At 70.3% G+C, this 8674-nt stretch carries 4 protein-coding genes; 1 reads left to right on the forward strand and 3 read right to left on the reverse strand.

Annotated elements, in window-relative coordinates:
• Positions 1–314: 314 nt before the first annotated feature.
• The 3 genes from ABT352_RS39555 to ABT352_RS39565 form a co-directional block, all read right to left on the reverse strand.
• Positions 315–509 carry a ferredoxin gene (locus tag ABT352_RS39555; RefSeq protein ID WP_350950200.1) on the reverse strand — a complete coding sequence of 65 codons (195 nt, stop codon included), beginning with the start codon at positions 507–509 and terminating at the stop codon, positions 315–317.
• 61 nt (positions 510–570) lie between these two features.
• On the reverse strand, positions 571–1752 hold the full coding sequence (locus ABT352_RS39560; RefSeq protein ID WP_350950201.1) for a cytochrome P450: 1182 nt from the start codon (positions 1750–1752) through the stop codon (positions 571–573).
• A complete protein-coding gene (locus ABT352_RS39565; RefSeq protein ID WP_350950202.1) occupies positions 1749–3149 on the reverse strand; it encodes a glycosyltransferase in 1401 nt (466 codons plus the stop codon). Before ABT352_RS39565 ends, ABT352_RS39560 begins: the two co-directional genes overlap by 4 nt.
• 573 nt (positions 3150–3722) lie before the next feature.
• Here ABT352_RS39565 and ABT352_RS39570 point away from each other — a divergent pair.
• Positions 3723–8674: type I polyketide synthase (locus ABT352_RS39570; protein WP_350950203.1), on the forward strand; the 4952-nt coding region annotated here is incomplete at its 3' end.

Below are 8674 nucleotides of genomic sequence, written 5' to 3' on the forward strand. Positions count from 1 at the left end.
AGACGATCAGGACCGGCGCCTCGGGGGCGCGGGCGGCCCGCGACGGCGGAGCTCGACGAGCTCCGCCGTCCCGTCGTCCCGGGTTTCCGCGGTCCTGCCGTCTCGGCGTCGTGGTCCCGACCGTGTGGGGGACCCACGTATCCGGAGAGACAGGGGAACGTCGGTCTTCGCAAGGTCACGCCCGCGCGGGGGATCACCGGGGGCGGGAGCAGAGGGGAGCGGCCGGGAACGCGAATCGACCCGGCCGGGGGTGCGTCGACCCGGCCGGGTCGGGTTCGTGCGGGCGGGGTGCGATCACCCGCCCGGTACGGTCCTCAGCTCTCGGACAGCGAGATGGACCTCGACGGGCAGGCGAGGACCGCCTCCCGGGCGTCGATCCGAGCGGAGTCGTCCAGGGTCTCGACCAGGACCATGACGGTTCCCTCGTCGTTCTGGTCGAAGACCTCCGGCGCGATGAGCACGCACTGGCCGGCGCCGACGCAGTGCTCGGCGTTCACATTGACACGCATGACATTCCTCATCCTTGAAAGACCGGGACCGACGACGACCGGCCGGGAGCCTGTGGCGCCGTCACCAGCGGACCGGGAGCTCGTGCAGCCCGAACAGCACACCGTCGTACTTGAACGGCAGGTCCTCGACCGCGCCGTCGAGCCGAAGGGTCGGAATCCGCTGGAACAGGGACGTGAAGACGGTCTCCATCTCGATCCTGACGAGGTTCTGCCCGAGACACTGGTGCACGCCGTACCCGAACGCGACGTGGTGGCGGGCCGAACGGCTCGGATCGAACTCGTCGGCCCGCTCGAACGCGTCATGGTCGTGGTTCGCCGCGGCACCGAGCGGCACGATGCCCTCGCCGGCCTTGATGACGTGCCCGCCGATCTCGACGTCCTCCAGGGCCACGCGGAGCGCGACCCGGTCGGCGACGGACAGGTAACGCAGCACCTCCTCCACCACTCCGGGCGCGCCGATCCACTGCCGGTTCAGCAGCAGCATGACCACGCCGAGCGCGATGTTGTTCGCCGTCGTCTCGTGCCCGGCGATCAGCAGCAGCAGGGCGACACCGGAGATCTCCTTGGGGGTGAGCACCCCGGCCGACAGCAGCCGGCTGGTCAGGTCCCTGCCGGGGAACCGCTGCTTCATGGTGATCAGCTTGGAGATGTACAGCAGCAGGTCCCTGGTCGCGGACTCGCGTTCGTCGTCGGTCGACGTGAGGGTCACCAGGACGCGCGTCCTCGACTCGAAGAGCTCACGGTCGGTACGCGGCACGCCGAGCAGCTCACAGATGATCAGCGAAGGCACCGGCAGCGCGAACGCGGACACCAGGTCGGCGGTGGTGCCGGCGTTGAGCATGTCGTCGATACAGGTGTCGACGACCCGCTGGACGGCAGGGCGGAGCTCGGCGACCCGCCGTACGGTGAACTCGGGGATGAGGGCCTTGCGGAAGCGGGTGTGCTCCGGCGGGTCGTACGCGACGAACCAGCCGGGGATCTGGTCGGGCGGAGGCACCGTCCCGTTGCGCCCGATCGTCGGAAAGCCCTCGTGCAGGGGGCTGGCGCTGATCCGGGGATCGGTGAGCACGGCGCGCACGTCGTCGTGCCTGGCGACCAGCCACACGGTGCTGCCTCCCGGCAGCGCCGACCTGACCGGTCCCGGCTGTTCCCTGAGCGAGGCGTACTCGTCCGGCGGAGAGAGCTGCCCGCGCCGCCGCCTCGGGAACTCGATGGATGTCGGGTCGCCGCTGTGCGTTTTCATGATGTCGCCACGTCCTTCGGCATTACCTGGTCGGATCGTTTCAGCGCCGGGTTGCCCAGGATCAGATCGGCGGCCACCCGGGTGCCTCCCGCCTCCTGCTGCGCCTTGGCGAAGAACTCGGCGCGCTCACGGAAGGAAGGGGTGTCCAGCACCTGGGTGATCTTGCCGACCACGTCGTCGACGTCGATGGTCTGCGGGTCGTCGAGGGTGAGGCTCACCCCGCTGTCCACGCCGCGCACCGCCTGGTCGTAGCAGTCGACCCACAGCGGGCGGATGACCTGCGGCTTGCCGAAATACAGGCTCTCGTGGAAGGCGTTCGCGCCGCCGTGGTTGAAGAAGAGGGCGACGTTGGGATGGGCCAGCACGTCGAGCTGGGAGGGAATCCAGCTCTCGATCCTGAGGTTCGGCGGCAGCTCCTCCCGGGGAGGGAGGAACTGTTGCTGCCCGGCAGGGAGCTTCCACAGCACGGCGTGCCTGCCGTCCAACCGGCGGGCGACCTCCACCAGCGCGTGCACCTCGGGACGGGTCAGCCGGGTGATGGTGCCGAGTCCGACGTAGACCACGGAGGGGTTGGCGTCGAGCCAGCCGGACAGGTCACGGTCGTCCTGCGCCTCGGGCAACGGCGGGATGATCGCGCCGACCAGGTGGAACTTGTCGGGAAGGGGAAACGGGTACTCCAGCCCGAAGACCGTGTAGCACAGGACGAGATCGGCGCGGTCGACCTTCGCCGACGGACGGAGCGCCTCCTTCGGCAGCTGGATCTGCTTCGCGTACGAGATGCCCTTGAGCGCGAGCCTCAGCATCCTCGGGTGCAGGAACATCAGCGCGGCCCGGATCTTGAACACGTTGCTGTAGACCCGCTGCGGGAACGACATGTCCAGGGGCAGCCCGGTGTGCAGCATGGGGAATCCGCGCGGTGTCCTGGTGATGAGCAGATTGCTCGGCAGGAAGGGCGAGCTGAGGACGTACGGGATGTTCCTCCTGAGCGCGATCATGAGCGCGACGGGGTTCACGCTGTCAAAGATCATGAGAGCCGGTTTCAGCTCCTCGACCAGGGCGTCGAGTGCCAGATACTTCTGCTCCCCGCTGTCGGGGTCGAACCCGCGCCGCACCACCGCGTGGTGTGCCTTCCAGCGGGACCGCTGGGTGGCCAGCCGGTACATCTCGTCGTCCCAGTCGGCGGGGGATTGCAGTGGATCCGTCTCGCCGAGTGAGACGAACCGTACGCCGCTTCCCTCGTCGATGCTCTCGATGTCGGCCCTGCAGGACTCATCCGTCGCGAACCACAGATCCTCCGTGCCACGCCTGGCGAGCTCGGCGGCGATCACGCGCAGGGGGTTGAAGACACCGGCCCCCGGATTGCTGACGAACAGCACTGGCTTGCGGCCCTCGCCCATCACACACACCTCCATCGCGGGAGCCGGACCGTTCGAACAGCCAGTGACGCGCGGGCGCCTGCTCCGGTGCGGATCCGTCCTCGCCGTGCGCGTCTTCCCTGCTCCGACGCCGGCGTGCCCGCACGGTATCGCGGCGACATTAGGGGGATCACTAGTTTTCCCGGGGCGCGGGATCGCGCCCTCGACCGGTCTCTCCCGGAGGTGGTCCGCGCGGTCGAGGGCGCCCGGAGGCGGTGCCGTGGGCGCGGCCGGCGCGCCGGGCTTCCCAAAGACTAGGCGTTTGCCGAGTCGCCATCGGCCTAACTTCGCCGAATGGATGGCATGCTCGACGACCTCTCTCTCAGCGGGAGTCCCGTCGTGCATACCGCCGGTCCTCCTCTTCGACCATGTGGAGACCCGTGCTACCGCCTCCCCTCTCCGGTGGGGACGCCTCGCCGGGTGAGGACACCGCGTGCCGGTGCGTGCGGAGAGGGCCGTGGTGACTGACGCGATCGACGCGGCGGTGGTGGGTGTCCTGGTACCGGCGACGCCGGACGCAGGTTTCCCGACCCCGCCCGACGTACGGAGGCTGTGATGGATACGCCCAGTGAGCAGGTCGTACAGGCGCTCCGGACCTCCATGAAGGAGGCCGAACGGCTAAGGCGTCAGTACCAGAAGCTGGTCGCGGTCACCACGGAACCGATCGCCATCGTGGCGATGAGCTGCCGGTTCCCCGGCGGGGTGTCCTCGCCCGAGGATCTGTGGCGGCTGATCGCCGAAGGTGGTGACGCCACCTCGGGCTTCCCGTCCGACCGCGACTGGGATCTCGACCTGCTGGCGGCCCGCGATTCGGACGGCCGGCCTCGGAGTGACACCGACAAGGGCGCCTTCATCAGCGACGTCGCGGACTTCGACCCCGGTTTCTTCGGGATCTCGCCGCGCGAGGCGCTCGCGATGGATCCGCAGCAGCGACTCCTTCTTGAGGTGTCGTGGGAGGCCGTCGAGCGGGCCGGGATCAACGCGGCCAAGCTGCGCGGTAGCCGTACCGGGGTCTTCGTCGGCATGAGCGGCCAGGACTACTCCTATCTGATGGTCGGCTCACTGGCCGACCTCGAGGGCAACATCGGGACCGGCATGGGCGCGGCCGCGGCCTCCGGCCGGCTCTCGTACACGCTTGGCCTGGAGGGGCCGGCGGTGACGGTGGACACGGCCTGCTCGTCGTCGCTGGTGGCGGTGCACCTGGCGACGCAGGCGCTGCGCAGCGGTGAGTGCTCGCTGGCGCTGGCGGGCGGGGTGACCGTGATGGCCACCCCAGGTGCGTTCGTGGAGTTCACCCGGCAGGGCGGGCTGGCGCCCGACGGCCGGTGCAAGGCGTTCGCCGACGCGGCGGACGGCACGGGTTGGGCCGAGGGCGTGGGCGTGCTGGTCCTGGAGCGGCTGTCGGACGCCCAGCGCAACGGCCATCAGGTCCTCGCGGTCCTGCGCGGGTCGGCGGTGAACCAGGACGGCGCCTCCAACGGCTTCACCGCGCCGAACGGTCCTTCGCAGCAGCGAGTGATCCGCCAGGCGCTGGGCAGCGCCGGGCTGAACCCCGCCGACGTGGACGTGGTGGAGGCGCACGGCACGGGTACGACGCTGGGTGACCCGATCGAGGCGCAGGCGCTGCTCGCGACCTATGGTCAGGATCGGCCGGAGGATCGGCCGCTGCTGCTGGGTTCGGTGAAGTCGAACCTGGGTCACACGCAGGCGGCGGCCGGTGTGGCGGGTGTGATGAAGATGGTGCTCGCGATGCGGCACGGGGTGCTGCCTCGGACGCTGCACGTGGACGAGCCCTCCTCGCACGTGGACTGGGCCTCGGGCGCGGTGAGGTTGCTGACCGAGCCGACGCGGTGGCCGCAGGTGGAGCGGCCGTGGCGGGCGGGAGTGTCCTCGTTCGGTCTCACCGGCACCAACGCTCACGTGATCATCGAGCAGGCGCCGCACGACAAGCGAATCGAGGTGAACACGGAGGACTGGTATCCGGCGGTGACCCCGGATGTGCCCCCGGTGCTGATCTCCGGTCGTACGGCGGAGGCGCTGCGGGCACAGGCCGAACGGCTGGTGTCACACCTGGACGCCGAACCTGATTTTGATCTGACCGACATCGCCTTCTCCCTCGTCTCGACGCGATCGGTCTTCGAGCACCGGGCCGCCGTACTGGCCGGTGCGCGCGAGGATGTCGTGGCCGGGCTACGAGCCGTGGCCGAGGGCCGACCGGGCGCGGGCGTCCTGCTGGGACAGAGCGGACGGCAGGGCAAGGTCGCGTTCCTGTTCACCGGTCAGGGCAGTCAGCGGGCCGGGATGGGTCGGGAGTTGTATGACCGTTTCCCGGTGTTCGCCGAGGCGTTGGATGAGGTGTTCGCCGAGTTCGAGCCGCTGCTTGAGGGGTCGTTGCGTGAGGTGGTGTTCGCCGAGCCGGGGTCTGCGGAGGCGGAGGCGCTGGATCGGACCGGCTGGGCGCAGCCCGCGCTGTTCGCGGTGGAGACGGCGTTGTTCCGGCTGGTGTCCTCGTGGGGGATCCGGCCGGATGTGCTGGCCGGGCACTCGGTCGGGGAGATCACGGCGGCGCATGTGGCGGGGGTGTTGTCGCTGAAGGACGCGTGTGTGTTGGTGGCGGGTCGGGCGCGGTTGATGCAGGCGTTGCCCGAGGGTGGGGCGATGGTGGCGGTCCAGGTCGCCGAGGAGCAGGTTGTCGAGCTGCTGGCCGGGCGTGAGGGTGAGGTGTCGGTCGCGGCGGTGAACGGCCCCGCGTCGGTGGTGGTCTCCGGCGTTGAGGAGGCGGTGCTGGCCGTCGCGGCCGAGTTGGATGCTCGGGGAGTTCGGACGAAGCGGTTGCGGGTGTCGCACGCGTTCCACTCGCCGCTGATGGACCCGATGCTGGAGGACTTCCGCACCCTGGCCCGGACACTGGCCTACGACCCGCCGCGAATCCCGATGGTCTCGACCCTGACCGGGGAACCCGCCACGGCAGAGCAGTTGTGCTCGCCGGATTACTGGGTGGAGCAGGTCCGTGGCGCGGTTCGCTTCGCCGACGGCATCCGTACCCTGCACGGCCAGGGCGTGCGCGCCTACCTGGAGCTCGGCCCCGATGGGGTGCTCGCCGCGATGGCGTCCGACACCCTCGCCGCCGAGGATCGGCCCGTCGCGGACGTGGTGGCCGGGGCGGACGCGGTGGCGGTGCCGGTGCTGCGCGGGGACCGGGACGAGCAGTCGGCGATCATGACGGCTCTCGCCGAACTGCACGTGCGTGGCGTGACGGTGGACTGGGAGGCGGTGCTCGCGGGCGGGCGCCGGGTGGCGCTGCCGACGTACGCGTTCCAGCGCCGGCGTTTCTGGCCCGACGGCGCGGGTGCGCGGGTGGGGAACCTGGCGGCCGCCGGGTTGGCGGCCACCGGCCATCCGCTGCTGGGTGCGGCGGTCGGGCTGGCCGGCTCCGACGGGGTGCTGCTGACCGGTCGTCTGTCGCTGGGGTCGCATCCGTGGCTGGCCGACTACGTGGTGATGGGTTCGGTGATGGTGCCGGGCAGCGTGTTCGTGGAACTGGTCGTGCGGGCGGGGGACCAGGCCGGCTGCGATGTGATCGAGGAGCTGACCCTGACCACGCCGCTGGTGCTGGGTGAGCGGGACGCGGTCGCGGTGCAGGTGTGGGTGGGGTCGGCCGACGAGTCGGGTCGGCGTGAGGTGAGCGTTCACGCCCGGTCGGCCGAGGCGGCCGATGAGGAGCCGTGGGTCGAGCACGCGACCGGTGTGCTGACGGCCGGAGACCGCGCCGCTGTGTCGTTCGAGACGGAGGTTTGGCCGCCGCGGGGTGCGTCGGTGATCGAGTTGGACGGGGTGTACGAAGGGCTCGCCGCGAGCGGGTTGGAGTACGGCCCGGTGTTCCAGGGGCTGCGGGCGGCCTGGCGCGGCGCCGACGGTGAGGTGTTCGCGGAGGTTGTGCTGCCTGAGCAGGTGGTGTCGGGTGCGGGGTCGTTCGGGGTGCATCCGGCGTTGTTGGATGCGGTGTTGCATGCGGTGCCGTTCGTGGGGTTGGACGATGCCGAGGGTGGGCGGTTGCCGTTCTCCTGGGAGCAGGTGTGTCTGCACGCGGGCGGGGCGTCGGTGCTGCGGGTGCGGCTGGCCAGGATGGGCGCGGATTCGGTGTCGCTGCTGGCGGCGGATGTGACGGGTGCGCCGGTGGTGTCGGCGCGGTCGTTGGTGTTGCGGCCGGTCGGCTCTGAGGTGGTGGCCGCTTCTGGTGGGGGTGCGGGTAGGGATGCTTTGTTCCAGGTGGAGTGGACGCCGCTGGTGGGTCTCCCGGCGGCTGACGCGCTCACGGCGGCGGTACTCGGCCAGGACACGTTGGGTGTCGCCGCCACGCTGCGGGCGGGCGGGGATTCGGGTGGGGATCCGGTGCCGGTTCACGTGGATCTGCTGTCGCTGGTTGAGGCGGGGCCGGTGCCGGGTGTGGTGCTGGCGGAAGCGGTCTCCGGCCGGGTCGGCGGGGTCGCGGAGTCGGTGCACGAGCTGACCTCGCATGTTCTGGACGTGCTGCAGGGGTGGCTGGCCGATGACCGGTGCGCCGATTCGCGCCTGGTGTTCGTCACCCGGGGTGGGGTCGTGGCCGGTGAGGACGGCGAAAAGGCGCCGGACCCGGTCGTGGCGGCGGCGCGAGGGCTCGTCCGCAGTGCCCAGTCGGAGAATCCTGGCCGGTTTGTCCTGGTCGACATCGACGACGAACTGTCCTCGTCCGTACTGGCCGGAGTGCTGGCCTCCGGTGAGCCGCAGGTGGCGGTGCGCGGGGGTGAGGTGTGGGTGCCGAGGCTGGCGCGGGTGACGCCGGATTCGAACGCCGGTGGCGACGTCCGCTCGTGGGATCCCGAGGGGACGGTGTTGATCACTGGTGGTACCGGTGGTCTGGGGGCGTTGTTCGCGCGGCATGTGGTGGCCGAGCGTGGGATACGGCACCTGCTGCTGGTGAGTCGGCGGGGGTTGGACGCTCCGGGGGCGGTGGAGTTGCGGGCGGAGTTGATCGCGCACGGGGTCGAGGTCACGGTCGCGGCGTGCGATGTGGCCGATCGCGATCAGGTGGCGGCGCTGCTGGCCGGGGTGCCGGAGGAACACCCGTTGACGGCGGTGATTCACACGGCGGGTGTGCTGGCCGATGGGACGATCCCGTCGTTGTCGGCCGAGGATCTGGATGTGGTGTTGCGGCCGAAGGTGGATGCGGCGTGGCATCTGCACGAGCTGACCCAAGGCCAGGATCTGGCCGATTTCATTGTGTTCTCGTCGGTGGCGGGGACGTTCGGTGGGGCGGGGCAGGGCAACTACGCGGCGGCGAACGCGTTCTTGGACGCGTTGGTGGGGGTGCGTCGGGCTGAGGGGTTGGCGGGGTTGTCGTTGGTGTGGGGGGCGTGGGGTCGTGAGGCCGGCATGACGGGTGGGTTGGGTGAGGTGGATCTGCGGCGGTTGGCGCGTTCGGGGATGGTGGCGTTGTCGGCTGAGCAGGGGTTGGGGTTGTTCGAGGC

The sequence above is a fragment of the Streptosporangium sp. NPDC000563 genome (genome assembly GCF_040299985.1).
GTDB lineage: Bacteria > Actinomycetota > Actinomycetes > Streptosporangiales > Streptosporangiaceae > Streptosporangium.